The 24222-nt window shown below is 57.7% G+C and carries 27 protein-coding genes and 1 tRNA gene; 10 read left to right on the forward strand and 18 right to left on the reverse strand.

What is annotated here, in order from left to right:
• Window positions 1-46: 46 nt before the first annotated feature.
• Window positions 47-340 (forward strand): PepSY domain-containing protein, encoded by a 294-nt coding sequence (locus AFIDRAFT_RS11345; RefSeq protein WP_009339543.1) that lies wholly within the window; start codon window positions 47-49, stop codon window positions 338-340.
• Between the two features lie 397 nt (window positions 341-737).
• Here the strand turns inward: AFIDRAFT_RS11345 and AFIDRAFT_RS11350 are convergent, their stop codons facing one another.
• The 4 genes from AFIDRAFT_RS11350 to AFIDRAFT_RS20415 form a co-directional block, all read right to left on the reverse strand.
• Complete coding sequence (locus tag AFIDRAFT_RS11350; RefSeq protein WP_040298304.1) at window positions 738-1007, reverse strand: hypothetical protein; 270 nt, start codon at window positions 1005-1007, stop codon at window positions 738-740.
• A 286-nt stretch (window positions 1008-1293) separates the two neighbouring features.
• Window positions 1294-1620 carry a hypothetical protein gene (locus AFIDRAFT_RS19485; RefSeq protein ID WP_082156978.1) on the reverse strand — a complete coding sequence of 109 codons (327 nt, stop codon included), beginning with the start codon at window positions 1618-1620 and terminating at the stop codon, window positions 1294-1296.
• Between the two features lie 76 nt (window positions 1621-1696).
• A complete protein-coding gene (locus AFIDRAFT_RS11355) occupies window positions 1697-2152 on the reverse strand; it encodes an Hsp20 family protein (protein WP_009339544.1) in 456 nt (151 codons plus the stop codon).
• Between the two features lie 409 nt (window positions 2153-2561).
• Window positions 2562-2720 carry a hypothetical protein gene (locus tag AFIDRAFT_RS20415; protein WP_156186836.1) on the reverse strand — a complete coding sequence of 53 codons (159 nt, stop codon included), beginning with the start codon at window positions 2718-2720 and terminating at the stop codon, window positions 2562-2564.
• A gap of 164 nt (window positions 2721-2884) precedes the next feature.
• On the opposite strand from AFIDRAFT_RS20415, the gene AFIDRAFT_RS19800 reads away from it, so the two are divergent.
• The 4 genes from AFIDRAFT_RS19800 to AFIDRAFT_RS20030 all read left to right on the forward strand — a co-directional run bounded on the left by AFIDRAFT_RS19800 (window position 2885) and on the right by AFIDRAFT_RS20030 (window position 4526).
• Entirely contained in the window at window positions 2885-3022 is a 138-nt protein-coding gene (locus AFIDRAFT_RS19800; RefSeq protein WP_156786886.1) for a hypothetical protein, read from the forward strand.
• A 107-nt stretch (window positions 3023-3129) separates the two neighbouring features.
• On the forward strand, window positions 3130-3255 hold the full coding sequence (locus AFIDRAFT_RS20350; RefSeq protein ID WP_009339547.1) for a hypothetical protein: 126 nt from the start codon (window positions 3130-3132) through the stop codon (window positions 3253-3255).
• A gap of 225 nt (window positions 3256-3480) precedes the next feature.
• Window positions 3481-3750, forward strand: a complete 270-nt coding sequence (locus AFIDRAFT_RS11370; RefSeq protein ID WP_009339548.1) for a hypothetical protein — start codon at window positions 3481-3483, stop codon at window positions 3748-3750.
• A gap of 533 nt (window positions 3751-4283) precedes the next feature.
• Window positions 4284-4526 carry a hypothetical protein gene (locus AFIDRAFT_RS20030; RefSeq protein WP_009339550.1) on the forward strand — a complete coding sequence of 81 codons (243 nt, stop codon included), beginning with the start codon at window positions 4284-4286 and terminating at the stop codon, window positions 4524-4526.
• Between the two features lie 381 nt (window positions 4527-4907).
• On the opposite strand, the gene AFIDRAFT_RS11380 is transcribed toward AFIDRAFT_RS20030, so the two are convergent.
• The 4 genes from AFIDRAFT_RS11380 to AFIDRAFT_RS11390 form a co-directional block, all read right to left on the reverse strand.
• Window positions 4908-5315, reverse strand: a complete 408-nt coding sequence (locus AFIDRAFT_RS11380; protein ID WP_198007811.1) for a hypothetical protein — start codon at window positions 5313-5315, stop codon at window positions 4908-4910.
• 1009 nt (window positions 5316-6324) lie between these two features.
• Window positions 6325-7275, reverse strand: coding sequence for a tyrosine-type recombinase/integrase (locus AFIDRAFT_RS20520; protein WP_009339552.1), 951 nt, complete (start codon window positions 7273-7275; stop codon window positions 6325-6327).
• A gap of 2 nt (window positions 7276-7277) precedes the next feature.
• Window positions 7278-8288 (reverse strand): hypothetical protein, encoded by a 1011-nt coding sequence (locus AFIDRAFT_RS11385; protein WP_009339553.1) that lies wholly within the window; start codon window positions 8286-8288, stop codon window positions 7278-7280.
• 263 nt (window positions 8289-8551) lie between these two features.
• Window positions 8552-9784 (reverse strand): RNA-dependent RNA polymerase family protein, encoded by a 1233-nt coding sequence (locus tag AFIDRAFT_RS11390; protein ID WP_009339554.1) that lies wholly within the window; start codon window positions 9782-9784, stop codon window positions 8552-8554.
• Window positions 9785-9948: 164 nt separating this feature from the next.
• Between AFIDRAFT_RS11390 and AFIDRAFT_RS11395 the strand changes: the two genes are divergently transcribed.
• Window positions 9949-10500 carry a hypothetical protein gene (locus tag AFIDRAFT_RS11395; RefSeq protein ID WP_009339555.1) on the forward strand — a complete coding sequence of 184 codons (552 nt, stop codon included), beginning with the start codon at window positions 9949-9951 and terminating at the stop codon, window positions 10498-10500.
• A gap of 254 nt (window positions 10501-10754) precedes the next feature.
• A complete protein-coding gene (locus AFIDRAFT_RS11400; RefSeq protein ID WP_349509553.1) occupies window positions 10755-11849 on the forward strand; it encodes a tyrosine-type recombinase/integrase in 1095 nt (364 codons plus the stop codon).
• Window positions 11850-11871: 22 nt separating this feature from the next.
• Here AFIDRAFT_RS11400 and AFIDRAFT_RS11405 read toward each other — a convergent pair.
• The 3 genes from AFIDRAFT_RS11405 to cysK form a co-directional block, all read right to left on the reverse strand.
• Window positions 11872-11947, reverse strand: a tRNA-Lys gene (locus AFIDRAFT_RS11405).
• A 129-nt stretch (window positions 11948-12076) separates the two neighbouring features.
• Window positions 12077-13519, reverse strand: a complete 1443-nt coding sequence (locus tag AFIDRAFT_RS11410) for a methyl-accepting chemotaxis protein (RefSeq protein WP_009339557.1) — start codon at window positions 13517-13519, stop codon at window positions 12077-12079.
• 266 nt (window positions 13520-13785) lie between these two features.
• Complete coding sequence (gene cysK, locus AFIDRAFT_RS11415) at window positions 13786-14766, reverse strand: cysteine synthase A (protein WP_009339558.1); 981 nt, start codon at window positions 14764-14766, stop codon at window positions 13786-13788.
• A 206-nt stretch (window positions 14767-14972) separates the two neighbouring features.
• On the opposite strand from cysK, the gene AFIDRAFT_RS11420 reads away from it, so the two are divergent.
• Window positions 14973-15200 (forward strand): hypothetical protein, encoded by a 228-nt coding sequence (locus AFIDRAFT_RS11420; RefSeq protein ID WP_009339559.1) that lies wholly within the window; start codon window positions 14973-14975, stop codon window positions 15198-15200.
• Between the two features lie 13 nt (window positions 15201-15213).
• Here the strand turns inward: AFIDRAFT_RS11420 and tgt are convergent, their stop codons facing one another.
• The 5 genes from tgt to coaD all read right to left on the reverse strand — a co-directional run bounded on the left by tgt (window position 15214) and on the right by coaD (window position 19186).
• Window positions 15214-16347: a tRNA guanosine(34) transglycosylase Tgt gene (gene tgt, locus AFIDRAFT_RS11425; RefSeq protein ID WP_009339560.1), complete on the reverse strand. Its 1134-nt coding sequence runs from the start codon at window positions 16345-16347 to the stop codon at window positions 15214-15216.
• Complete coding sequence (gene queA, locus AFIDRAFT_RS11430; RefSeq protein WP_009339561.1) at window positions 16344-17429, reverse strand: tRNA preQ1(34) S-adenosylmethionine ribosyltransferase-isomerase QueA; 1086 nt, start codon at window positions 17427-17429, stop codon at window positions 16344-16346. The genes tgt and queA overlap by 4 nt, the downstream gene beginning before the upstream one ends.
• A 119-nt stretch (window positions 17430-17548) precedes the next feature.
• On the reverse strand, window positions 17549-18013 hold the full coding sequence (locus tag AFIDRAFT_RS11435) for a peptidylprolyl isomerase (protein WP_009339562.1): 465 nt from the start codon (window positions 18011-18013) through the stop codon (window positions 17549-17551).
• A 54-nt stretch (window positions 18014-18067) separates the two neighbouring features.
• A complete protein-coding gene (locus tag AFIDRAFT_RS11440) occupies window positions 18068-18610 on the reverse strand; it encodes a peptidylprolyl isomerase (RefSeq protein WP_009339563.1) in 543 nt (180 codons plus the stop codon).
• A 78-nt stretch (window positions 18611-18688) separates the two neighbouring features.
• Complete coding sequence (gene coaD / locus AFIDRAFT_RS11445; protein ID WP_009339564.1) at window positions 18689-19186, reverse strand: pantetheine-phosphate adenylyltransferase; 498 nt, start codon at window positions 19184-19186, stop codon at window positions 18689-18691.
• 152 nt (window positions 19187-19338) lie between these two features.
• Here coaD and AFIDRAFT_RS11450 point away from each other — a divergent pair, with 152 nt between their 5' ends.
• Window positions 19339-19617, forward strand: coding sequence for a hypothetical protein (locus AFIDRAFT_RS11450; RefSeq protein ID WP_009339565.1), 279 nt, complete (start codon window positions 19339-19341; stop codon window positions 19615-19617).
• A 3-nt stretch (window positions 19618-19620) separates the two neighbouring features.
• On the opposite strand, the gene gyrA is transcribed toward AFIDRAFT_RS11450, so the two are convergent.
• Window positions 19621-22335, reverse strand: a complete 2715-nt coding sequence (gene gyrA / locus AFIDRAFT_RS11455; RefSeq protein WP_009339566.1) for a DNA gyrase subunit A — start codon at window positions 22333-22335, stop codon at window positions 19621-19623.
• A gap of 294 nt (window positions 22336-22629) precedes the next feature.
• Between gyrA and AFIDRAFT_RS11460 the strand changes: the two genes are divergently transcribed.
• Entirely contained in the window at window positions 22630-23253 is a 624-nt protein-coding gene (locus tag AFIDRAFT_RS11460; protein WP_009339567.1) for a MarC family protein, read from the forward strand.
• A gap of 5 nt (window positions 23254-23258) precedes the next feature.
• On the opposite strand, the gene AFIDRAFT_RS11465 is transcribed toward AFIDRAFT_RS11460, so the two are convergent.
• Window positions 23259-23741, reverse strand: coding sequence for a single-stranded DNA-binding protein (locus AFIDRAFT_RS11465; RefSeq protein ID WP_009339568.1), 483 nt, complete (start codon window positions 23739-23741; stop codon window positions 23259-23261).
• Window positions 23742-24222: the final 481 nt, after the last annotated feature.

Here is a 24222-nt window from a genome sequence, read left to right on the forward strand (position 1 = left end):
TGCTGAGGTGTGTCAACAATGACTGAACGTATTTTGGAGGACGATCATGCGAAATAATCTGATTCTCGCCGTCGCTTTAGTCGTGATCGGATTCACTGTTCCCGCGTCGGCCGCCGCCATCGGCTACGTTCAGGAACCGGTGACCAAGATTTACACCCAGGCGGGACCGCTGCCGGTTCAAGCAGCGATCGATATTGCCAACGGGGTTGGACTGGTTTCGGTATCCAGCACAAACAAATGGTTCAACGAATGGCAGATCGAGGGCTATGACGTCACTGGTCGCTATATGGAAGTCGATGTCGATGCGCGAACGGGTGCGATCGTAGACGTCGATAGGTGACGTCAATCAGCCGACCACGTCTTGGATATGTGGCGGTGCATGGATCTAGGATAAGCCGTTGGAGAAGCGTAATTGGAGGAAACGGTAGCCGTCAGGTGGCCACCTTCCAAACAAGGACACCGCAAAGAGCCGCCAGAATAATTCCCCAACCGATGATGTAAAGGAAGCCGCTTCGCAGTTTTCGACATGTCACCCTTTCCAATTACCAAGACATGTGGTCATGCCCGACCGAGAATTGAATGGGGCTGGATCTACGACCCCAAACTCGCCGAACTGGACGAAATGCAGTTCTATGTTGTGCAGTGGGCTCCGAACGGAAAGATCTACCGACACTTGGTGATCTGCGCGAATTCTGATCTGCGTTTGCGCCTAGGAGTCCGAGGACTCCTTCGCCGGTTCAGAAGCCGCCGCAAGAGAATTGATCCGAATTTGCAAAACCGAAATGGAGCAAGCCAGTCGCTCTTTCGCCTATACTGGAACTGTCAATTTCGCTTTCATCTACGACGCTGCCGATTAAACCCCGTAGCGCCCTCTCCTCGGCCACAAGCCTCGACTCTAAGGTCACGCGATCTTCGCCCCGGAGGTTTGGTGAGGCGAGTAAGAAGTGACAATGGCCAACAACCTTTTCATGGCCGCGAATGATGAAGCGGCGCAGTTCTTCATCCATGGGGCTGCCCCGTTTTCCTAAAAAGGCATTCAGGAAGTCTTCGATGTTGCGTAGGCCGGCGGACAACGGTCGACCTACGCTAAAGCCTATCTCATTGGGCGGCTATCAATCCCGAGGCCACGCTCAAGGCTGGCAATTCTGGATTCCAAATCCGTCATCCAGTCCTCGGCCGGGATCATTCTCGGATTCCCAACTTTGATTTCTAAGCCGCGAACAGCCTATTTCAGTCGCCGTAGCCGCTGAAGCTCGAAGGCTTGGGGCATGCTCTTAAACATCCCCGCCTCCATCAGGCCGCCGCTGGCACGCGGGATACGGATCGACGCCGGACAGATTTTCCTCCGGGAGGTCGAGGCCAGTGATCTAAGCTTGAGAGAGCTTCGAGGATTTCGTCAATCGTCACCGGTTGTTGCTGGCCGGGGATTGCCCTGAGCGAGGGGCACGATTTTACGGCGGCTGCATCCGAAGCCCAAGACGCCAAGATGGCTCGCTTCTCTGCGACGGTCAGCCCTTCTTGGGCCAGAACATCTCGTGGATGGTCGTAAACCAATCCAGGATGAAAGATGCCGTTGAGGTCGAAAACATCGTCATCGTTGAATCTGGTATGGACAGTCATGTCGTCCTCCTCTTTCTCCTTTCGTTGCGGACGGCAAATGAAGCGGCTCAGGTTACTGAGCCGCTTCCGAGGAAGGTCAAGCGGCCTTCGATTCAATCTGGTGAACGTTCGATGGAGAAGACCCCGCGTTGATTTCGATTTTGCGCGGTTTCATTGCCTCCGGAACTTCGCGGACCAGATCGATGCGTAGAATGCCATTTTCGAAAGAGGCATTCTCCACCTCGACATGATCGGCAAGGCTGAACTGCCGCCGAAACGCGCGAGCCGAAATTCCGTGATACAGGAACTCCCGCTTTTCCTCGTTCTTGCGGCCCTCGATCGTAACAACATTCTGCTCAGCAGTAATGTTGACATCGCTCGGCGCGAAGCCAGCCAGCGCCAGAGAAATCTGGTACTGATTGTCGCCCACGCGCTCGATGTTGTACGGGGGGTAGCTTTCCTCGCTGTTGCGTTGCGCCGCATCAACGAGATCTATCAACCGGTCGAAGCCGATCGAAGATCGCCACAGAGGCGTAAAGTCAAAGGTCCTCATAGCCAAATTCTCCATAGAGCAAGATGGATACGAGCAGACGCCGGACACCACCGGGCGCCCGCCTCGCGGAGCCCCACCAGGCGCTCCGCACCACTCATCGTGGCGACAAAAAAATTAGAAAAGGTCCGTTTATCGTCAAGAGGCGCGAACAAAAAAATTTAGTCTGCCGACTTGAGCCGCCTCATCCTGAACTCAATCCGGTCCCCCGACAGCTCCCGCCACCATTCGACCTCGGACATGTGGGCCGCCGCCGGCCAGCGATCGAGCCAGAGCCGGCCCTGAGCCCTCGCCTCTTCCCGTGGCAGCGTGAAGGTCTCCCGTACATAGCCGTCGTCGGCCGCCCTCGCCTTTCGACGTCGGGACATGCTGCCAGCCGAGTCTTTCGGGGTGCGGTAGGCGATCACAGCTCTCAACTGGTGATGGCCTCAAAGTAGGTATTAGATGAAATCTCACCAACCCCGATAATAATAGTGCCGACGATAATAGCGGTGCCTTGGATAGTAGGCGTATGGCCCGCCGTAATATGCCGGTGCGTACCCATAGTAGGCAGGCGCATAATATCCATCATACACGGGCTCATAACCGTAGCCGTAGCCGTATGGACCGTAGGCACCATAAGCACCTGCGGCCAATGCTCCTGCCACGAGGCCGAATCCGATCCCTGGCCCCCAGCCAAAGCCACCATGGCCAAAGCCCCCGTGATGCCAGCCACGCGCGTCCGCAGGAGAAGTCATGAGTGCTGAGGCGACCATCGCCGCCGCGGCAATCACCAACACTTTCCTTGTCATGGTTTTTCCTCCTTCGATGGAGGTTCTAAACCAGCGGTACGAGGTTTGGTTTCGCTCGATTTGCGACCGTGATGGAATTTAATTTTATGAATCTACGACAAAAACCCGGAGCGAACTCAACTAAAAAAAACGCGGAGAAATGCCCCTGCGGCCCTCCCCCCAATAGAAAACGTCGCCGGAGTATTGAAAATGGCTAAAATTTTAAACGGACACCATGGCATTCCCGAGATCATCAGCACACGCCTTGGCCAAGTCCTTGTTGTTGTTTTTCTCGCAGCATTGGCAATCGTGTTTACCCACGCTCTGCTGATATAGAAAACACCACCTGTCTGAAACTGCCATGCAATCCAAAGCCGCAGAATATCGAGAGAATGCCGCAAACTGTGTTGAGCTTGCCGCGCAGCAGACAGAACAACCTAAGCGGAAGGGATACGAGCGAATGGCAGAAGCTTGGCGCGCTCTGGCCGACGAACAAGACTGGCTGGATGGGAACCAATTGCATGGGGAGAAGTAGACCGATACACACATTCCACTATGCCCATGAAAACCTATGAACTAGCGATCGCGGTTAGCGTGTTCAAAGCCCTAGACCAAGCCCATCTTGTTCCCGGCGATGCCGATCTGGCAAAAGCAAGTGCGCTGGCGCTTCCCGAGCACAGCATGTCAGGCGATCTCTTTAGAGAAAACACCTTCATAGCTATTCGAAACCTTCGGCAAGCGATAGACGAAGGCGAGGATGATGAGCGACTGAATGCGCTTTATGCTGCTGCACTTGCAGCAGTCTGCCTCTGGGGCGAAGCGCGCTCGTAGTTACATAATGAGTACTTTGAGTAATTTACTATGAGGTTTTATAACGCAGGTTAATCTATCGAGACATTTTCCCGCGCATCAGTCGTTTAGACTCGCATTAGCCCGCCAAAGGCGCAGGATCAATTCACCACCGAACAGATCTAGGTATACATCGGTGATGAGAACGCCGGTTGCGCTCCCGCCCTACTCAAACAGAGGGAGTAGCACATGTTCTCGTTTCGCGAATCTGACAGTGTCGAGCGCGTATTCTTATTGATGGCAGCCTGCGGCACGATGGCACTCCTCGCCGCAATCATTTATTGGCTGCAATTCTTATAATGCATCACACGCGAGGTCTCCGTGCAGAATGCATTCCTCATCGCACTCTGTATTGGAATTGTCGCGTTGGTCGTTGGCCTGACTCTACTGATTAATTGAAATAGAAAACCCCGCTGGAGCGGGGTTTGTTGCCATTATAGGAAGAGCGACTTGAACAAGAGATGCATTCCACGCCATCATGAACATCGATTTTGGGGAAAATCAGTGTAACGGCCATGAAGGACATCAAGCTTTACATCGATAAACTCAATGTCGACGCCGAGCATTGCGTCACAATTAGCGAAACAGCCACGAGCGAGACCAAGCGCGCGGCCTTTAAAAAATTGGCCGCGACTTATCGAAAGCTGGCGGCGGACCTCCAGCGAATCTTGGAGGATCACGCCGAGACCGACGCGCAGCGTGACGAGCATCTACTTGGTCTCCTTTACGGCGATGAGGAAATCACGCGGAGCGGCTAGCCTGCACTTCTCAACCCCTCATCCTGAACTCGATGGGTCGGCCGCGTCATATCCAGGTTCCATTTGATTATGGTCAATAGTGAATGACCGATTCCTGGTTAGCTGGATCGACAGCCGAGCGGCCCTTCAGGGATGGCCGTTGAGGTTGGCCCCGGATCTCCAATGGTCTGGGGCGCCTTATTTCCGAGGTTAATCAGCACTCTTTAGCCGCCGCATCATGAACTCGATCTCTCCGTCAGGCAGCTCCCGCCCCCCTCAACGTGCGACATGTACGCCGCCGCCGGCCAGCGATCGAGCCAGAGTCGGGCCCGCGCCCTCGCCTCCTCGCGTGGCAGCGTGAAGGCCGAACGTAGCCATCGCGACCGCGGCCGCGGCGAACACCTACCAGCCCGCAGGCTCAAAATATTCGCGATACTGGCCGAGCGCCGTTACAATCTTCTCAGCACCTCGATCGCGGCCGGTATCAGCCTTCATATCGGCGACGCCATCGATGATCTGCTCAAGCACAAGGTGAAGCTGCTGGTCGGCTTCCTCAGGCAGCTTGCAATTCCCGACTACATAATCGATCTGCTTCTGGATGTGCTCCGCCACCGCTTCATATTGCGCGGACGTGAACGCTTTCTCGTGAATGACCGGGAGCGATTTTTCCATCACGGTATGGATTTCGCTCATGCCCCGGCGCAGCGCATGATCTGTCTGCCACTTCTTGCCATGGTCAAGCTGAAGTTGGACAGGCGCAGACGTCCCACTATGGCTGTGCGACTCAGCGGCGAAACCAGGCGAGCTCATAATGAATCCAAGCACGGCGATGGTAAGTGTTCGCAGCGAGATCAAAGGCATCGCTTAGGCTCTCCTTCCGAACCTGCCCCAGAGATAAACAGACACAACATCGTAAAGAGAAGCCCGCATCTTAGGCGGGCTTGAAGTCGAGGGAGAAAGTTACGACTAGCTATGGTCGCGGACATAGAGTGCGACGCCTCAGATAGATTTCATTGACCTAACGCAAAAAGAGGAAACGCCAACGCCGAGAGAGATGCCCCGCCATTCCCTAGCCTCGCTGAACCATGCTGGGGATTATAGGCCGCATGACCCAGGCCCTTTCTCCAAGATCTCAGCGAAAAGCTACGGCGACTATCTTCCAAACGAGTAGACCGCAAAGAAGAGCCAAGACGATTCCCCATCCAACATAATACGGTGTGCGGTTGCTCGTTTGGACATGCCACCTCTTTTGTTTCAGTGGTAAATATGGCCACTCATTCTCCAAATTGGATGGGGCAAAAGGTCTCCGGTCACACTAAGTCCACTCTCCAAGATCACCGATCAAGACCGAGCAGGTTTGTTAAAGAGTTCGGATCGAAGAAGCGCCCATTGAAGAAGCGGAGGAAGCCATGATGACCGATCCGATTCCGTTTCGTCCCCCGCCCGAGCAAGCCTGCAAGTTTTGGCGCTGGGCGCAATTACGCGATCAAGAAGGGCAGGTTTCTTGTTGGGTTTTGTTTGTTATCTACCCCAGCCCTTGGCCAAACAATCTCACCAAAAGATGCGGCATCTCATGTTGACCAATCCGTTACGGTTCGCGGTACAGTTGACGAGGTGCACACTTCAAACCGAGGTAACGTGTTCCTAAACATGGGTGGACACTACCCTAACCAAGCGTTAACAGGTTTTATCCGCGCTGGGAATGCAGGGCAATTTCCGAATGTCCACGCGGTGAGCGCGGCCGTCGCAATCCCAGCTTACTCGTTCTAGCGCGTATCGCCGACGCGCTATCCATCCCGCTCAAGGCGCTCGTTTCCGATTAAGATGCCGACTCGCGGACGCTATTTGCAGTTGATTGCAGATTCTCAGGGCGAATGTACCGCTGCACCATGGCGTCGCTCGAATGACCTGTAATTTGCCTTATCTGCCAAAGCGATAGCCCAGCACGTGCACTGTTCGTGATAAACCCTGCTCGAAGTCCATGGCTTGATGTCGAATTGACCTGCCCTGCCCGCCGAAGCGCGGCTTTGATGATTACGTTCATTGACTGGCCTGACAGGCGGTCGGTGAGGATACGATCGTTCTTTCGGATTGGTCGGAAAACCGGCCCACTCGCATTTGGTAATTCATCGAACCACGATCGCAATGCCTGAACCGGACAGGAATGGCCTGGGTCTGACGAAATTTGTATAACTCGACCCAAGCCCCTCTGATCTGTCTTGCCGCTCTCCAGCCAAATCGAAGCACCATGCTCAGTCCAAATCACTGAAGTGCAATCAATTGCACAGAGCTCCGACCTCCGAAATCCGCCCGCATACCCTAGCAGAACAATCGCTTTATCGCGCCGATCGCGATTGGTTTTTGCCGGGGCCCTACCAATAGCTTCTATGACATGCTCACTGATCGCCGACGCCTGCCGCAGTGGCCGCTTGTAACGTCGTCGAATGCCCCGCAATACTAAGTCAACAATCTTGGCTCTACAGGGATTCGGTAAGTCCTGTACCGCGTGAACATGTGAAATTGAACTTATCCAGCGGCGAAGAGTCGTAACAGCGTGAGTAGAACTATGCTCAGCTAGGTATTTTGCAATCTCGTTCGATTGGGCCGGCACGCTTCCCCCCCAATGGATGAAACGGGCAATATCGCTCCTGAGGGCTCGCCAGGAATTTTCAGCAAATGAATCGTTCAGCAGATCGAGAACCCTGGCATCAGTCGATGAAACAGAGGTGTACCCGACCAAAGCGCTAGTTTCGACCGAAGAATCCTTCATCGCTACCTCACTGAGGCTGTCATCTTAAAAAGCGGAAGGTCGGTAACCGAGGTTGATAATGTTCTCGCCCTAGCATCGTCGAGTTCGCTCTGAAATTTTGAAAAAATCGCTAAAAGAGGCGCGATATCGGTCGGGTTGACGCCGACTTTGTACATATCGGCTTCCAAACCAAGCTGCTCCAACTCTTGAGCTCCCGGCCAGACCAACTTTTCAGCTAACGGAACAGCATCGGTATAAAAAGCGATCATGTACGCGGCGTTATTCCGCATTGAGTGTTTAACAGTGTGCGCTAGTGCGTTCCTAATTTCGGGAATATCCCGCACAAACTGACGGATCGCCAGCCGTCCTTTCCGAGTGTGCTTGTCCAGCGCATATAACGGTAACCCGCCTCTGCGTGCTTCCGGAATTTCCCGTCGCTCAATCGACATTGGCAATTTTGCTTCAAGCACAGATTTCCAGAGCACCGGCGTCATCTGAACAATTGCTTCTCCTGAACGTCTAAGTCCAAGGTCAGAAATTTGCTCAAGGTCACTAGGCAGCCCATCCATTCCGTTGCCGGCGGCGGTCAAAACCTGTTTGGCGTGATCTAGAGCAACCCAGACTGAACACTGAAGCGCCTCCCTGTGAGGGAGACGTGGATGATGAAGAACTGATGTGATCAGATGTTCCGCAGATCTGCTTTTAATGGCAAGCGCAAGCGAACGCGCGAGATACCGGATGACGGTTTGGTTTCCACCAACTGCCCTCCGCATTTTGCTGTTAGCAGCAAGTTCTGTGACTTCGGTGACCACGCCCAGATCGGCGATCCCAATATCTTCGAACGCGATAATAATAAAGCGACGCCAAATTGCAGAACCGCAACTGCGATAAAAGATTAACGCCGCTCGTTCGGCTGACAGCACGTCTCCGCGCCTGATGGCTTTCTGCAAAAGGCTATTTGCCAACCACTGATCGATAATAACGTCGTCGCCATATGCATCAAATGTCTTTAGATCGGGATGATCGAGCGTCAATATAGGCCCTCCACGAGACCTTTATCGACTAACTTTGCCAACAAGAATGGCAATGAAAAAACGATTGAAATGACGGCTTTATAGGTTGCGATAATAGAAGATTATCGCAAGTAACCCGCGTTTAACTCCTACCCTTTTCCCGTGTCTGAAATCGTGTCTGGAGCAAACGCGAGTGTATAAAAAATCGCCGATTAGCAGCCTTAGTCGCGCTAGATGGATTTAACACTCTGGCGTCTTGAGCACCCAAAGAAGCGTCTTGAACTTTACATCGTCTGCGCCTTTACTTGGGAGTGCACAGCCATTTTCCCCCACTCCGCAAGTTGATCGGCGTCACAGCAATATTTGAAGGCAGCCTGCCAACCGTTTAAGCGTCTGAGAGCTCGTTTCCAGTATATTTCGCGCTTTAGTGGATCGTTCAGCGCCGCGATCTGCTTGGCTTTTCTCTTCACGCGTATAGCCAGTTTTTGCCTGTTCCCGGATGAGACCTTTACTAGCAAGGATCCCGCCGGTCGGATCGTGATATCGGCTCCTAGAAATTTGAAGCTAGTTCCCGGTGAGTGAACGATTGAGTGCGTCAACTGGAAGAGCCCGGCGGGATGCTGTTTAAGAGCGATCCGTAGGTCAGATATTGTCGATGCCACGTCTTTCGCCGATTTACCGAGAATGAGAGTATCGTCTCCGTGGTTGACCAACTGAACATCCGCGCTCAAAAGCGGGAGCACATCAGCCATTACCTTCTCTGCAATTACTGTCGACGTGCACGATCCATGCGGAATTCCGCGCCGGGCCTCTTCAAGAAAAGCATCAGCCAAAGCCGAACCCTTTTCCCCTTCGTTGAATAGGCGATCAAGATCATCACTAAGGGACAACTCGTATCCCTCTGTCATGGCTACTGCGTCGATTACCTCCTTTGGTAGTTTCAGAAATGTGTGTAGCCGGTCTGGCCTGAAGCTTTGGAAATACGCGCTGATATCCGTTCGAGAGGCGTAAACGTATCCCTCTTTCGCATGCTTTTTGACGTGTTCTATTGCTGCGGGAACGCCTCCATGACTCATAGACTGGCTCTGATGAGTGAGGAATGTGGGTCTGAGCAAATCGGCGACGATGATCTGTCGCGAGCGGCTCTGAATTCCGAAATGGAAAATTGGCCGAATGTCGCCGCTGGCTTTTCGTTCGCCATGAACAATGACCGTTTCCCCGCACGGCCGCATGCAGTCGACCGAAGTAGCGATCTCCCAAAATGACGCTTTCACTCGCCTTCTCGCACCGCGCTTCATTTTTCGATAAGCTTCGCAAACTGCGACGAACTTCACGCTTTTAGATTGCATAATCAGGCGCTGCAAATTGCGTGCGCTGTCTCGCCTTCCGTCCATCAGGCTCCGTTCGTACCGCCGGTATAAACCTGCTTTCACTCGTCGGGCTTTTTGTAAGTCGCGACGAATATGACGGCGTGAATTCACCTTTTTCATTGCTTCAACTGCAGCCTGCTCTGCCATTCTCCCTCCTCCTTCAGTGCAATTAGCTGCAGTACGTGACGTAGCGCTCGGCGCGACGTGGCTTGTGAAAGCGTTGGAATGGAGCTTAAAGGGATGACTGCGTCCGAAACCACGGAATTAGCCGGCTTACTTTTTCTGATTATTAGTGCGTCCAGGAGATAGCGATGACCGATAGGGAGAGACTCGCCGGTTTGTTGAAACAGTTGCTCGATGAAACCGAGGTGGCGATGCAAGATTCAGCGTCTGGCGTTGATGAAAGCGAGCTGACGGCGAATGCCGCAATCGCCGAAAAGTCAAAGGATCGGAAGGTACTGCATCGCGCTATTTGGGGCTTGAAAATGCTCGACTACGGTCAAGTCGACCGCATCTTTGCACCAAAGCCAGCGGGCAAATACGGTGCGCAACCCGGTACGGCTGCTGAAATTCGTGCCGCAACTGTCGGACTATTGGATGTTCTTAAAGGAATGGGCGAAAAGGTCGGCGTCTCTGAAAAAGAAATCGCAGATAGCATGGGAAACACCGTCGAAAGCCTTCAAAAATGGAAGCTATCGCTGAAGAAAACCAACGACCAACATCTCAATGATATTCGTGACAGCATGATGCTCCGATACACCTCGGCGACCGAGACCTTGAAGAGATCGATCTCTAAAGAAAGTATTTTGGAGCACGCGAGTTTACTCGGTAAGCAATATCAGGCGGCAATGAGCAGCGATTAGGAAAAGAAGCCCTGTAATTTTCCCTATCCTGGTTGCGCGATTTTAGGAGAAGTTGGCGGCTCATTAGAGAGCCCTTGAGATGCCACGAACGCCTGCAAAACTCACTCAAGCCGACGTTGCGCGATGTATTCGCGCCGCGAAGAGCGCCGGCGCAGAGTGCGTCGCGATCCACCCTGACGGATCAATTACAGTCTCTCTCGGTACAAAAAAATTCTTGCAAAGCGAGATCAACTATCTTGATCCGGAATCAAAGGTTGAGCTTTGATGTGGCTATGCCGCGTCCCCGCCCACCTCACCTTCATCGCGAAGCCAATCGTCACGGCAGAATGGTGTGGTACGTTCGCGTAGGAAAAGGGCCTCGAACGCGTATCAAGGCTGACTATGGCACGCCCGAATTCGAGTTTGCCTATCGCGCCGCTTTAGCCGGTGAGAAGCCCATGCCAAAAAGCGGGACTGCAACCCGCTCTCTGAAATGGCTCGTTGGCCTTTACCGACAATCCAGCACGTGGCGTGACTTGGCGGCCTCCACCCGTAAACACCGGGAATTCACCTTTTTAAAAATTTTGGAGTCCGCCGGATCCGAGCCAATTGTGCGGATCGACCGCGCAGCAGTTGTTCGAGGGCGCGACAAGCGGGCAACCACACCTCATCAAGCTCGTCATTTTGTCACTGCGCTACGCGGCCTCTTCCGATGGGCGCTGGATGCTGGCCTAGTTGGGTCAGACCCGACGTTGGGCGTCGGAACAAAGAAACCTAAATCAAACGGATTTCCGGTTTGGACAGACGATGAGATCACGCGTTTCGAACGACGCTGGCCGCGCGGCACACGTGAGCGAGTCATGTTTGATATTTTTCTTTACACAGGCTTGAGGAGGGGCGACGCGGCAAGGCTTGGTCGCCAGCACGTTCGCGATGGCATCATTACGCTCGATACCGAGAAAACCGGGGTGCGCGTTACGCTGCCTGTTCTGCCCGAACTGCAAGCCACGTTGGACGCCGGCCCTACCGGTGATCTCGCATTCATCGCGACGGCCTCGGGCAATCCGATGGCCAAAGAGAGTGTTGGGACACTTTTTCGCGAGGCGTGCCTTGCGGCAGGAGTTCGTAAATCCGCCCACGGTTTGCGCAAGGCCGCGGCGACAAACGCAGCAAACCATGGCGCTACTGTTGCTCAGCTTGAGGCCATCTTTGGCTGGGAGGGTGGCCGCATGGCATCGCTCTACACACGATCGGCCAATCGCAAATTCCTGGCGGCGAGCGCGATGAGCAAGCTGTCGCGGACCGAAACCGGAACATCTATTCCCGCACCTAGTGGTAAGGTGCGGGCGTCAGATCGAAATTCTGAATGAGATCAATTACATAATTTTCTATTGGTGAGCGCGGAGGGACTCGAACCCTCGACCCCATGATTAAAAGTCACGTGCTCTACCACCTGAGCTACGCGCTCACTCGTCGCGGTGTGTAGGGGTCTCATTCCCACGGGTCAAGCCATGAGCGCCGAAAACCGACGCATTGGCGGCCTCCCTCAACGGCTTTTTTGCCAGTGAGTTCAATATTCTAGGCTCTACGGCCCCGATCAGGACTGACGGAAGCCGATCCGGAAGCATCCCCAGTGGCGGCCGCGAATGCGGATCGGCGCCGACGCATCCTTGAGCAGCACGAAATTGCCGTTGCCCATGTCGCGGCGATAGGTCTGCAGCAGGAATGGCGCCGTGCTGTTCGCCACCTTCTCGGCGGCGCGATCCTTGAAAATGCGCCGGTTCCGGCAATTGGCCGCGTTCCAGACCGGATCGTCGCCCTGCGGGTGCCGGTAATTCGGGTTATGGGTCGGAAGGTAGCCGTCGCGCGCCCACGCCACGCTGAACATTACGCGCGGGTCCATCTTCTGCACGGGATCCTGGATCGGCGGCAGTATCCGGTCGGTCAGTTCGACATAGCTCGACAGATATTGCTTGGGGTTGGTGCCCTCGATTTCCCGATAGTTTGGCTCGAAGAACTGCTGCTCCGTGATTTCGCCACGCTCGATCGCGGCCTCGAACGCCTTGCCTACCTTGGCAGCCGTCTCGACCGCCGCCTGAATGAAAGGCGTATCCGATGTTTCGACACCGCTTTCGGCAATGGCCTTGATGAGCGTCTCGGAGGCGCCGAGCAGCCCCTCGACGCGATCATCGGCATGTTTCAGATCGCTGGACGACAGATCGACACCCTTGGCGAGATCGCCCAGTTCGGCGAGCACCACGTCGCAGTGTTCCATGTTGGTCGCGGCAGCGGCCGCAATCGCGCTGATGTCGCGCTCCACGGTGGCAAAACCTTCATGGACGCGATTGATCGTACCCTGGATATGATTGGCGCCCTCGCCCGCCTCTCGGGCGAAACGGGTCGCAACACCGCTATCCTCGATCAAATGCCCGATCTCGCCATCGAGATTCTGTACTGTCTGGCCGATCTGCAACGTCGCCTGTCGTGTCGCCTCCGCAAGACTCTTCACTTCGTTGGCGACGACCGCAAAGCCCCGCCCGGCATCACCGGCGCGCGCAGCTTCGATGGTGGCATTGAGCGCGAGAAGATTGGTCTGCTTGGCGATGGTTTCAATGGTGCCTGACACCTTGCCGACCTGCGACAGGACCTGGCTGATCGCCGCAAGTCTGTCCTCGATCCGGCTCACGGCGGTCACGAGCTCGGTAATGTTTCCGACTGCGCTGGTCACGACCTCGCGCGACTGCGTAATCTCGGCAGCCGCATTGGCCGTGAATGATTGGACCGTCCGCGCCGCACCGTCGATGTTGCGATTGGCCGCAACCATCGTGTCCGCGGTTTCCTGCAAATGGCCGAACTGCTCGGATTGCCGCGAGACGCGACTTGCAACGTCGTGCAGATTGCCCAGCACATCTGCGAGCTCGACACCAAGATTGCCGAGGCCATTGCCCAATTCATCGACCAGTCTCTCCGAGACGGTCGGTATCTGTGCGCTCTCCGGGGTGGTCAGGACTTGCGCATGAAGCAGCTGCGGATTTGTCATCTCGGATCAGATCCCATCAAGACATTCGACGGTCGTGAAAATACGAAGACACAGAAACGCAGACCCCGAATCTCCGGCGACATCAGAGGCCTGTGGAACTGTATGCTAGACTGAAACGGTAAACATCTACTTGGCATGCATTTTAGCCCAATGGCCGATGCCCGCGGCCAACCGTCTGCTCAGGACCTCGCCTCACGAGCGGTCTCGCGGTGTTTAAGCACCGCGAGACGCCAAAAGACGGTCAATGGAGCACCAGGGGGCCTTCGCTAAATCCCTTCGAACAGCACCGTCGAAAGATAGCGCTCCGCGAAAGAGGGAATCACGGTGAGAATCATCTTGCCTGCGTTTTCCGGCCGCTTGCCGAGTTCAAGCGCAGCCGCAACCGCCGCGCCCGAGGAGATTCCCCCCGCGATCCCTTCCATGCGCGCGAGAGAGCGCGACATTTCGATCGCCGCCGTGCTGTTCACGGTCACGACTTCATCGATCACCGAGCGGTCGAGGATGTCCGGCACGAAACCCGCGCCGAGCCCTTGAATCTTGTGGGGCGAATGCTTGCCGCCCGACAGCACCGGGCTTTCCGCAGGCTCGACCGCGACAATCCGCAGCGATGGTTTGCGCGGCTTCAGCACCTGACCGACGCCGGTGATCGTGCCGCCGGTGCCGACACCTGCCACGAAAATATCGAGGTTACCCGCGGTGTCATTCCAGATTTCCTCTGCGGTCGTCTGACGATGCACGGCGGGGTTGGCAGGATTCTTGAACTGCTGCGGCATCACGGCGTTGGGCGTGGTGCGCACCAGTTCCTCGGCGGTCGCAATCGCACCGTTCATGCCCTGCGCCGCCGGGGTGAGCACAATCTCCGCGCCGAGAAAGGCCAGCATCTTGCGTCGCTCAATCGACATCGAATCCGGCATCACGAGCTTGAGGCGATAACCGCGCGAGGCCGCGACGAAGGCAAGCGCGATGCCGGTGTTGCCGGATGTCGGTTCGATCAGCACCGTGTCCTTGTTGATGGCCCCGGCCTCTTCCATGGCCTTCACCATCGCTGCGCCAATACGGTCCTTCACGCTGGCCGCCGGATTGAAATACTCAAGTTTGGCTAAAATCGTGGCTTTGACGCCGTGCTGCTCCGGCAGCCGCCGCAACCGCACGATCGGCGTGCAACCCGCTGCATCGACGATGCTGTCATAGATGCCGCCCCGCCCGATATGGCACTGGGAAGCGGTCTTGTCCGGCGGCGAATTCATGGCGCACTCCTGGCGAAATGAGTTTCAGAACAGGCGATCATTAAATCTGTCTTTTCGTGTTACGCAAAGAGCCTGAACACGCGGATGTGTGCGTTGCGATAGAAGAAATCGCAAAACCAACGCATTTGTGTTGTGCCTTCTTCAAAGTGCGGATGTAGGTTTTCCGGGTACCGCCAATTGACGACGCCAACCTGAGGGAGGTCACGATGACGGCAACCGCTGAAATCCGCCCGACGCTCGCGCCGTTCTTTCCGCGCGGAGCCGAGCGCATGATTTGCGCAATCTGCTCCGACACCATGGTGGCGGCTGAAGCCTCGGCCTTTTCCGACAACGTCGTGAGCTATCTGTGGACCTGCGATACCTGCGGCCACGGTTTCGTGACCAAGCACACGCTGAGGAATTGTCCGGACGCCCCACGGCAAGGCGACTTCTGAGCCAGGGTGATGTCTACCACGGCGGCAGGTCGCCTGCCGCCCAGCCTGCTTTCGTTGCAGCGCGAAAATCCGCAAACGTGCCCGCCGCAATCGCTTCGCGAATGCCACTCATCAAGGTCTGAAAATAGGCAATGTTGATCTCGGACAGCAGCATCGCACCGAGAGCCTCGCCCGCCTTCACGAGATGATGCAGATAGGCGCGCGAATAGCTGCTCGCGGGCGGCCACGGGCTTTCCTCATCCAGCGGGCGCGGGTCGTCGGCATGGCGCGCATTACGCAGGTTGATGACGCCGCGTCGCGTGAACGCATGACCATGTCGGCCGTTGCGGGTTGGCAGCACACAGTCGAACATATCGATGCCGCGCGCCACCGCTTCGATCATGTCGTCCGGCGTGCCGACGCCCATAAGGTAACGCGGCCGGTCCTGCGGCAGCAGCGGCGCAGTCTCCTCGATCATCGCCAGCATCACCTCCTGCGGTTCGCCGACCGCAAGCCCGCCCACCGCGAAGCCGTGAAAATCGATCTGACCGAGCGCAACGGCGCTTTGCCGGCGAAGCTCCGCGATATCGCCGCCTTGCACGATTCCGAACAGCATGTGACCGGACGGCGCGCCTTCGAAAGCCCGCTTGGAACGCTCAGCCCAGCGCAGCGACAATTGCATCGCGCGCTCGACCTCTGCGCGCGTCGCCGGCAACCGCACGCACTCATCGAGTTGCATGGCGATGTCCGAGCCAAACAGCCGCTGCACTTCGATGGCGCGCTCCGGCGTCAGGTCCAGCACCGCACCGTCGATGTGTGACTTGAAGCGGACGCCCTGCTCCGTGACCTTGCGCAGTTTCGACAGCGACATCACCTGAAAACCGCCGGAATCCGTCAGCATCGGTCCGTTCCAGCCGGTAAACTTTTGCAGGCCGCCAAGCGCCGCGATGCGTTCCGCCGTCGGGCGCAGCATCAGATGGTAGGTGTTGCCAAGCACGATGTCGGCGCCGGCCTCGCGGATCTCGCGCCAGTGGATGCCCTTCATCGCGCCCGCGGTGCCGACCGGCATGAAGGCCGGCGTGCGCACCGCGCCATGCGGTGTCGTCAGCACCCCGGTGCGCGCTTCGCTGTCGCTGCCCAACAACCGGAAATGATTGGCCACGCTCATGCAGCGTGGCCCGTATCAGCGAACAGCAGGCAGGCATCGCCATAGGAATAGAAGCGATAGCCTTTCTCGATGGCATGTGCGTAGGCCGCCTGCATTGTCTCCAAACCGGAGAAAGCCGAGACCAGCATGAAAAGCGTCGAGCGCGGCAGATGAAAGTTCGTCATCATCACGTCGACAGCACGAAAACGATAGCCCGGCGTGATGAAGATTGCCGTCTCGCCCGTGAACGGCTGGATGGTGCCGTTCTCATCCGCGGCGCTTTCCAGAAGCCGCATCGCCGTCGAGCCGACCGCGACGATGCGTCCACCCTTGGCACGCGCCTCATTCAGCGTGCGTGCCGTCTCCGCCGAAATGGTGCCCCACTCCGCATGCATCTTGTGGTCGGCGGTGTCATCGGTCTTCACCGGCAGAAACGTGCCCGCACCGACATGGAGCGTCAGACGCTGCACGCCGATGCCGCGTGCTTGCAACGCAGCCTCGAGCGCGGGCGTGAAGTGCAAACCCGCCGTGGGGGCCGCGACTGCGCCTTCGTGTTTGGCGAACATGGTCTGGTAGTCGCCGACATCCTTTTCGTCGGGCGCGCGGCGCGAGGCGATATAGGGTGGCAGCGGCGGCGCGCCGAGATCGGCAATGGCCTGATCGAGCACCGGCCCATGAAACGCAAACGACAGTGTGATTTCCCCCGCCTCGCCCTTGGCCTCGACGGTGGCATCGAGATTGCCAAGCAGGCATACCCGTCCCTCGTTGCCGAAGCGCACGACATCGCCTTCTGCGAGCTTGCGCGCGGGCCGCACCAGCGCCTGCCAGCGCGAGCCATCGACACGCTTGATGAGCGTCACGTCGATACGAGGCTCCGTGGCCCCGCCGACCCTGCGTCCCGCCAGTTGCGCCGCGATCACCTTGGTGTCGTTGACGACAAGCTGGTCACCTGCGCGCAGCAAATCCGGCAGATCGCGCACCGTATAGTCATCAAGGCCGTCGCCGGGCCGCACCACCAGAAGCCGGGCGCTTTCGCGCGGCTCGACGGGCCGTAACGCAATGCTTTCAGGGGGAAGATCGAAATCAAACAGGTCGGTACGCATGGTAGCCCGTTATGGCCTCCCAGCCCCGGCCGGGCAACGGCTATGTTGGGGCGTTCCAGAAACAATCATGCCCGGCACAAGGCCGGGCATGAGCCACGCAAAATCGCTGAGCAGCGCCGTTATGCGGCGTCGGCCGCCATGTGCGCCTTGATGATCTTGTCCGGGTTCTGCACCGGCTCGCCGCGCTTGATTTTGTCGACGTTCTCCATGCCGGAGGTCACCTTGCCCCAGACGGTGTACTGATTGTCGAGGAAGCGAGCATCGTCGAAGCAGATGAAGAACTGGCTGTCGCCGGAATCCGGGTTAGCTGCACGCGCCATCGACACTGTGCCGCGCACATGCGGCTCGGCGTTGAATTCGGCCTTCAGCTTCTGGCCGGAGCCGCCAGTGCCAGTGCCGTGCGGGCAGCCGGTCTGCGCCATGAAGCCGTCGATCACGCGATGGAAAACGATGCCGTCGTAGAAACCTTCACGCACCAATTCCTTGATGCGCGCGACATGGCCCGGCGCGAGGTCGGGGCGCATTTCGATGATCACCTCGCCCTGCGTGGTGTCGAGGATGAGAGTGTTGTCGTTGTCTGCCATGATTTTTCTTTCCTTTTGAATGGATGAAGGCGCAGCGCGCAATTCAGGGGGCGATTACTTGATGTCGGAGGCGACCTGCACCTTGAGCATCTTATCGGGGTTCTGCACCGGCTCGCCGCGCTTGAGTTTGTCCACGACATCCATGCCCGACACGACATTGCCGATCACGGTGTATTTGCCGTTCAGCGAAGGATAGTCGTTGAACATGATGAAGAACTGCGAGTTCGCCGAATTCGGATCGGACGCGCGCGCCATGCCGACGACACCGCGGGTAAATGGCACGTTGGAGAATTCGGCCTTCAGGTTCGGATATTTAGAACCGCCAGTGCCATTGAAGTTCTTGCCATCGCCGGTCTGCGCCATGAAGCCGTCGATGACGCGGTGGAAGGGCACGTTGTTATAGTAGCCATCGCGCGCAAGCTGCTTGATGCGCTCGGCATGGTTCGGCGCAAGATCGGTGCGCAACTGCACCACGACGCGGCCCTTGGTGGTGTCGATGACGATAGCGTTGGCCTTGTCGAGGTTTGCGGGCAGCTTTTGGGCGAAGGCCGGCGCCGCCAGCATCAGGGCTCCGAGGACGGCAAGCAGTCTGATCATGAAAACTCCGTTGGCATTGGAAAGGTTGAATACGTCGCGCGAGGGTGCGCCGATGAAGGAAGCGGCAGCCGCGACGGGCTACTGTGAGAATTTCGCCTTGAGACGGGTTGCAACCGCTTTCGGTACGAAAGCCGAAACATCGCCGCCCATACTGGCAATCTGGCGCACAAGCGTGGCGGTGATCGGGCGAACCGTGGGGGATGCCGGAATAAAGATGGTCTGCACGTCCGGCACCAGGGTCTGGTTCATGCCGGCGATCTGCATTTCATAATCCAGATCGGTGCCGTCACGCAGCCCGCGGATCAGGATTGAGGCACCGGCCTTCTGGGCCGCCGCAACAGTCAGATTGTCGAAAGTCACGCATTCGATGCCGCAGCCCGAGGCGGCAGCGAACGGCGCAAACACTTCCACGATCATGGCGCGGCGCTCATCAATCGAGAACAGCGGCGCCTTGCCGGGATGCACGCCAATGGCCACGATCAGCCGATCGACCAGGGTGCACGCCTGGCGCACCACGTCGACGTGGCCGTTGGTGACGGGATCGAACGACCCCGGATAAAGCGCGACACGAGCCATTCCTCCTCCTAACCTGCCCCGCGAGAGGCCGCAAGCGAGCCGGTTCCCTTACGGTTACCGATATTTTTCCGCCTTCCGCCCGGAATTCCGGCGAACCATTCCGGCCCAGCTGCGTCATTTCCGAAAGCGCTCGAGGGCGCCGGAGGCGAAACATGATGCTGGAAGCGAAATTGGCGGATCCGCCGAAGATTCTAGGCGCGGTGGCGGCCATAGCCGCGTTTGCCGGTGTTGCGCTGATCCTTCTGCCGAGTTTAGCGCCTCAGGTGGAGGCCAGTGAGCCTGGGGCTCTCGCCCGGGGCGATAAACTGGCCGTGGCGGGCGTCGATTGTGCCCAGCAGGACTGGCCGAACATTTCCGCCATCTGCCTGCGACGAGGGGATGCAACCCCTCGCCCCGTGCTGACCCATATCCGGATGGTGACGCCGCGCTAGGGCCTAGCCTTCGCCAGATTGCTCACCTTCGTCAGTGAGGTGCTCGACCGACACCACGCGCTCGTCATCAGAGGTGTTGAAGACAGTGACCCCCTGCGTCGAACGGCCAGCAATACGGATGTCCTCGACCGGGCAGCGGATGAGCTGGCCTTTGTCGGTCACCAGCATGATCTGGTCGCTGTCCTCGACCGGGAATGAGGCCACGAGCTTACCGTTGCGGCCGTTGACCGACATCGCGACGATGCCCTTTCCGCCGCGCCCCGTAGTCCGGTACTCATAGGACGAGGTGCGCTTGCCATAGCCGTTCTCGCTGATGGTCAGCACGAACTGCTCATTTGCGGACATTTCGACATAGCGTTGCTCGCCGAGTTCGATCGCGCCCGTCGCCTCCTCGCTGTCGGTGCCTGCCTCGTCTTCGACGCCACCACGGCGCACCGCATTGGCGCGGCGCAGATAGGCGGCGCGTTCGTCGGCGTTGACGTCCATGTGACGCAGGATGGTGAGCGAGATCAGCTTGTCGCCGTCGCCGAGGTTGATGCCGCGCACGCCCATCGAGGTGCGCCCCTGAAACACGCGCACGTCGGTGACTGGGAAACGAATGCACTGGCCGCCGGCAGCGGTGAGCAGCACGTCATCGTTTTCCTTGGCGATCTGCACATCGACGATCGACTCGCCCTCATCGAGCTTCATCGCGATGATGCCTGAGCGGCGGACATCGACGAAATCCGACAGCTTATTGCGCCGGACATTGCCGCCGGTGGTAGCGAACATCACATCGAGTTCGCTCCACGAGGATTCATCCTCCGGCAACGGCATGATCGTGGTGATGCGCTCGCCCTGCTCCATCGGCAGGATGTTGATGAGCGCCTTGCCACGCGCGTTTGGCGCCGCCATCGGCAGCCGCCAGACCTTTTCCTTGTAGACTTGGCCGCGCGAGGAGAAGAACAGCACCGGCGTATGCGTCGAGGCGACGAACAGCCGCGAGACGAAATCCTCGTCGCGCGTCTGCATGCCGGAACGGCCCTTGCCGCCGCGCTTCTGCGCGCGATAGGTCGAAAGTGGCACGCGCTTGACGTAACCCGCGTGCGAGACGGTGACGACCATGTCCTCGCGCTGGATCAGGTCTTCGTCCTCGACCTCGCCTTCCTGATCGACGATCACGGTGCGGCGTGGCGTGGCGAATTCATTCTTTACCGCCGTCAATTCATCACGGACGATGCCCTGCACGCGCGCGCGCGAACGCAGGATGTCGAGATAGTCCGCGATCTCGACCGCGAGCTTGTCGAGTTCGTCGGAGATTTCGTCGCGGCCCAGCGCGGTGAGGCGTTGCAGACGCAGATCGAGAATGGCCTTGGCCTGCTCCATCGACAGCCGTGCGGTGCCATCCGCGGAAATGCGATGACGCGGATCGTCGATCAGCATCATCATCGTCTCGACGTCCTTCGCCGGCCAGTCGCGCGACATCAAGGTATCACGCGCTGTCGCCGGATCTGGCGAGGTGCGGATGACGCGAATGATCTCGTCAATATTGGCGACCGCAATGGCAAGACCGACCAAGATGTGCGCGCGGTCGCGCGCCTTGTTGAGCAAGAATTTCGTACGCCGCGAGACGACGTTCTCACGGAACGCGACGAACACCGTCAGCAGGTCCTTGAGATTCATCACCTGCGGACGGCCGCCGTCGAGCGCCACCATGTTGGCGCCAAAGCTCGTCTGCAGCGGCGTGAATTTGTAGAGCTGGTTCAGCACCACGTCCGGCACCGCATCGCGCTTCAATTCGACGACGACGCGGTAGCCATCGCGATCGGATTCGTCGCGCAGGTCGGAAATACCCTCGATCTTCTTGTCGCGAACGAGTTCGGCGATGCGCTCCACCATCGTCGCCTTGTTCACCTGATAGGGAATTTCGGAAACGATGATCGCTTCGCGATCCTTGCGGATAGTCTCGATGGACACCTTGCCGCGCATCACGATGGAGCCGCGGCCGAGATGATAGGCCGAGCGAATACCCTGTTTGCCGAGGATGATGCCGCCGGTCGGGAAATCCGGTCCCGGCACGATGTTGATGAGATCGTCGATGCCTAAACCGGGATTGTCGATAAGCGCGATGCAGGCGTCGATCACTTCGCCGAGATTGTGCGGCGGGATGTTGGTCGCCATACCGACCGCGATGCCGCCCGCACCGTTGACCAGAAGGTTCGGAAATTTCGCCGGCAGAACCTTCGGCTCGCGCTCGGAGGAATCATAGTTCGGCTGGAAGTCGACGGTGTCCTTGTCGATGTCGTCGAGCAGCGAGTGGGCGATCTTCTGCAGACGGGATTCGGTGTAGCGCATCGCCGCAGGCATATCGCCGTCAACCGAACCGAAATTGCCCTGGCCGTCGATCAGCGGCACGCGCATGGAGAAATCCTGCGCCATGCGCACCAACGCGTCGTAAACCGACTGGTCACCGTGCGGATGATATTTACCGATGACGTCGCCGACCGTGCGCGCAGACTTGCGGTACGGCTTGTTCCACTCGAAACCGTTCTCGTACATGCCGTAGAGAATGCGCCGATGCACCGGCTTCAGGCCGTCGCGCGCATCAGGCAGCGCGCGCGACACGATCACGCTCATGGCGTAATCGAGATACGAACGCTTCATCTCATCAGAGATCGAAACAGGCTTGATGTCGGCGGGACTGGAGCTGTCGTCCGCCGGATCTTTTGGGTCGGTCAAGGGAGCGAATCCTGAGGTACGAAATGTCCTGCCTATATAGGCTGAATCGCAGATTTTAGCCAACCTATTCGGGTCGGAAGACGCTCGAAATAATCAAATATTTTCAGATATTTGCAGGGTGATTTTATGCCCTTTCCGGCACCGGCGTCCCGACCTGCCGCAAGGGTTTTCCAAAGTTGTTTTCAACGTCCAGAATCCGCCCGCGAACTGGCAAAAAAACGGACCAGCCAATCCGCGTGCGCGTTAGGCTAAACTCGTAAAACGATGGCACCGCTGCCAGCCTGCGGAGTGCTCATGCTTGCCGAATACGCGCTCAATGCGTTTGTCACGTTGTTCGTCGTGGTCGATCCGATCGGGATCACGCCGGCATTCCTGTCGGTCACGCATGGACTGCCCGCCGCCGTCCGCCGAAGCGTCGGCTATCGCGCGGCGGTAATCGCTGCAGCGATCCTGATCGGTACCGCGCTGATCGGAAACTGGCTCCTCACGCGGCTCGGTATCGGTCTGCCTGCTTTCCGGATATCCGGCGGTATCCTCTTGTTTGTTATCGCCGGTGAAATGGTGCTCGGCATTCGCCCCGCCCGCGAGGCGCGGCAGGCCGAACGGGCCATCGAGGAGCATGCACGCAACATCGCCGCGTTTCCGCTGGCCATTCCGCTGATCGCAGGCCCCGGTGCGATCACCGCCACGCTGCTGCTGGCCGGACAGACCAAAGAGGACCCGGCCTCTTTGTTGACGCTCGTCGGCATAGTCGTCGTGATCGCCACCGTCTGCGCGATCGCATTCGTGTTCGCGGGCCGCGTTGCGCAGCTGCTCGGCGTTACCGGCAATGTCGTGATGTCACGACTGCTCGGCGTGGTGCTTGCCGCCCTCGCCGTGCAGTTCGTCATCGACGGCGGACGCGCCGCCTTTGGATGATGTGATTAGAACGGAATATCGTCGTTCATGTCGTCGCGGCCACCAGAGGCCGGAACAGAACGGCGCTGGGACGGCCCGCCCGAACTGAAGGAGCCACCGCCCTCATCACTGGCGAACGAACCGCCACCGCCGCCGCCACGGCCATCGAGCATGGTCAGCGTCGAGTTGAAGCCCTGCAGAACGACCTCGGTCGAGTACTTGTCCTTGCCGTCCTTGTCCTGCCACTTCCGGGTCTGGAGCGCGCCCTCGATGTAAACCTTGGCGCCCTTCTTCAGATACTGCTCCGCGACCTTGCAAAGCCCCTCATTGAAAATGACGACGCGATGCCACTCGGTCTTTTCCTTGCGTTCGCCGGTGTTCTTGTCACGCCAGGTCTCGGACGTCGCGATGCTGAGATTGGCGATCGGCCGCCCGTCCTGGGTGCGCCGGATATCGGGATCGGCCCCGAGATTGCCCACCAGAATGACCTTGTTGACGCTGCCTGCCATGACTTCAATCTCCACCAGAGCGCTTACCATGCGCCCGCCCGGCACCTAAGCCTACTCGCGGTCGCATCGAAACGCCGCGATGGAGCTTCCCTGCTCCGAAGAGGCGCTTATCCACACCAATGCGGTGGGTGCTCTCGTCAGCATTTATACGTACTCGTTTTGTTCCTTACAAGTCCTTGGGCCAAAATGGCTTTCGACGCGGCGCAATAACTCACCATTTTGTGATCAAAATCGATGGAACAAAAGCGCGTGAATAATTAGCGTTTACAGATGTTTAAATGGAACTTTGGAACTCCGAACATCGCGTCCGACTGTGATATTTGCGACACGGCTTTTTCGAAGAATCCGAGTTATAAGCTGGGGCAACGGAATTCATCATTCCACCTGCGTAGCGCTAACCCCAGCGAACGCAATCTGGACACATCGCGCTCTTGGGACGGATCCCGGGACACGGTTTTTGGAGAAGAAAAATGAAAAAGAT

It is taken from the genome of Afipia sp. 1NLS2, assembly GCF_000178995.1.
Classification (GTDB): domain Bacteria; phylum Pseudomonadota; class Alphaproteobacteria; order Rhizobiales; family Xanthobacteraceae; genus Afipia.

What these genes read in the sequence shown, in the direction of transcription:
- AFIDRAFT_RS19485 (WP_082156978.1), bottom strand. Translation starts at nt 1,620, where the DNA reads ATGACTGTCCATACCAGATTCAACGATGACGATGTTTTCGACCTCAAC.
- coaD (WP_009339564.1), bottom strand. Translation starts at nt 19,186, where the DNA reads ATGGCTCGTGTCGCGCTTTATCCGGGGTCGTTCGATCCCGTCACCAAC.
- AFIDRAFT_RS11350 (WP_040298304.1), bottom strand. Translation starts at nt 1,007, where the DNA reads ATGGATGAAGAACTGCGCCGCTTCATCATTCGCGGCCATGAAAAGGTT.
- AFIDRAFT_RS20350 (WP_009339547.1), top strand. Translation starts at nt 3,130, where the DNA reads ATGGCTAAAATTTTAAACGGACACCATGGCATTCCCGAGATCATCAGC.
- queA (WP_009339561.1), bottom strand. Translation starts at nt 17,429, where the DNA reads ATGCGTACCGACCTGTTTGATTTCGATCTTCCCCCTGAAAGCATTGCG.
- AFIDRAFT_RS11420 (WP_009339559.1), top strand. Translation starts at nt 14,973, where the DNA reads ATGACGGCAACCGCTGAAATCCGCCCGACGCTCGCGCCGTTCTTTCCG.
- AFIDRAFT_RS11450 (WP_009339565.1), top strand. Translation starts at nt 19,339, where the DNA reads ATGATGCTGGAAGCGAAATTGGCGGATCCGCCGAAGATTCTAGGCGCG.
- AFIDRAFT_RS11345 (WP_009339543.1), top strand. Translation starts at nt 47, where the DNA reads ATGCGAAATAATCTGATTCTCGCCGTCGCTTTAGTCGTGATCGGATTC.
- tgt (WP_009339560.1), bottom strand. Translation starts at nt 16,347, where the DNA reads ATGAGCGTGGCCAATCATTTCCGGTTGTTGGGCAGCGACAGCGAAGCG.
- AFIDRAFT_RS20030 (WP_009339550.1), top strand. Translation starts at nt 4,284, where the DNA reads ATGAAGGACATCAAGCTTTACATCGATAAACTCAATGTCGACGCCGAG.
- AFIDRAFT_RS11370 (WP_009339548.1), top strand. Translation starts at nt 3,481, where the DNA reads ATGAAAACCTATGAACTAGCGATCGCGGTTAGCGTGTTCAAAGCCCTA.
- AFIDRAFT_RS11390 (WP_009339554.1), bottom strand. Translation starts at nt 9,784, where the DNA reads ATGGCAGAGCAGGCTGCAGTTGAAGCAATGAAAAAGGTGAATTCACGC.
- AFIDRAFT_RS11395 (WP_009339555.1), top strand. Translation starts at nt 9,949, where the DNA reads ATGACCGATAGGGAGAGACTCGCCGGTTTGTTGAAACAGTTGCTCGAT.
- AFIDRAFT_RS11460 (WP_009339567.1), top strand. Translation starts at nt 22,630, where the DNA reads ATGCTTGCCGAATACGCGCTCAATGCGTTTGTCACGTTGTTCGTCGTG.
- AFIDRAFT_RS11355 (WP_009339544.1), bottom strand. Translation starts at nt 2,152, where the DNA reads ATGAGGACCTTTGACTTTACGCCTCTGTGGCGATCTTCGATCGGCTTC.
- AFIDRAFT_RS11410 (WP_009339557.1), bottom strand. Translation starts at nt 13,519, where the DNA reads ATGACAAATCCGCAGCTGCTTCATGCGCAAGTCCTGACCACCCCGGAG.
- AFIDRAFT_RS11380 (WP_198007811.1), bottom strand. Translation starts at nt 5,315, where the DNA reads ATGAGCTCGCCTGGTTTCGCCGCTGAGTCGCACAGCCATAGTGGGACG.
- AFIDRAFT_RS11440 (WP_009339563.1), bottom strand. Translation starts at nt 18,610, where the DNA reads ATGATCAGACTGCTTGCCGTCCTCGGAGCCCTGATGCTGGCGGCGCCG.
- AFIDRAFT_RS20415 (WP_156186836.1), bottom strand. Translation starts at nt 2,720, where the DNA reads ATGATGGATATTATGCGCCTGCCTACTATGGGTACGCACCGGCATATT.
- cysK (WP_009339558.1), bottom strand. Translation starts at nt 14,766, where the DNA reads ATGAATTCGCCGCCGGACAAGACCGCTTCCCAGTGCCATATCGGGCGG.
- AFIDRAFT_RS19800 (WP_156786886.1), top strand. Translation starts at nt 2,885, where the DNA reads ATGAGTGCTGAGGCGACCATCGCCGCCGCGGCAATCACCAACACTTTC.
- AFIDRAFT_RS11465 (WP_009339568.1), bottom strand. Translation starts at nt 23,741, where the DNA reads ATGGCAGGCAGCGTCAACAAGGTCATTCTGGTGGGCAATCTCGGGGCC.
- AFIDRAFT_RS20520 (WP_009339552.1), bottom strand. Translation starts at nt 7,275, where the DNA reads ATGAAGGATTCTTCGGTCGAAACTAGCGCTTTGGTCGGGTACACCTCT.
- AFIDRAFT_RS11435 (WP_009339562.1), bottom strand. Translation starts at nt 18,013, where the DNA reads ATGGCAGACAACGACAACACTCTCATCCTCGACACCACGCAGGGCGAG.